General features: G+C 51.7%; 1 protein-coding gene. It reads right to left on the reverse strand.

Going from position 1 to position 375, the window contains the following annotated elements; all coding sequences use genetic code 11:
• Positions 1–99: 99 nt before the first annotated feature.
• The coding region (locus AB4Y92_RS26535) for a sensor histidine kinase (protein WP_441822336.1) at positions 100–375 on the reverse strand (276 nt) is incomplete at its 5' end.

Genomic DNA, 375 nt, shown 5'->3' on the forward strand with positions numbered 1-375 from the left:
CTCCATACTCACACCACCTTTATCTCTCTAAAATATATACATGACTTGCCCCTGCTTGCAACCGTAACTTTTTTTATTGTCAAAATCGTACTCCAGCGGTTAAGCTGGCACCCAAATGAGGATATGCGTCCCTTCGCCGGTTCTCGAAGTCATCTTAAGCGAACCGCCAAGCTCATTCACCCGCTCCTCCATCGTGAGCAGCCCATAGGACGTCTGCTTCTTTGCTTCCAGATCGAAGCCTATGCCGCTGTCGCTGATGCTCATCTGCACGCCGCCGTCACTGCGCAGCAGTCTAATATCCATACGTTCCGCCTTCGAATGGCGAAGCGTATTCGATAGCGCCTCCTGCGCAATGCGGAATAAGTGATCCTCCGC

This window comes from Lysobacter sp. TAB13 (assembly GCF_052113885.1).
GTDB classification, from domain to species: Bacteria; Pseudomonadota; Gammaproteobacteria; order Xanthomonadales; family Xanthomonadaceae; genus Lysobacter; species Lysobacter gummosus.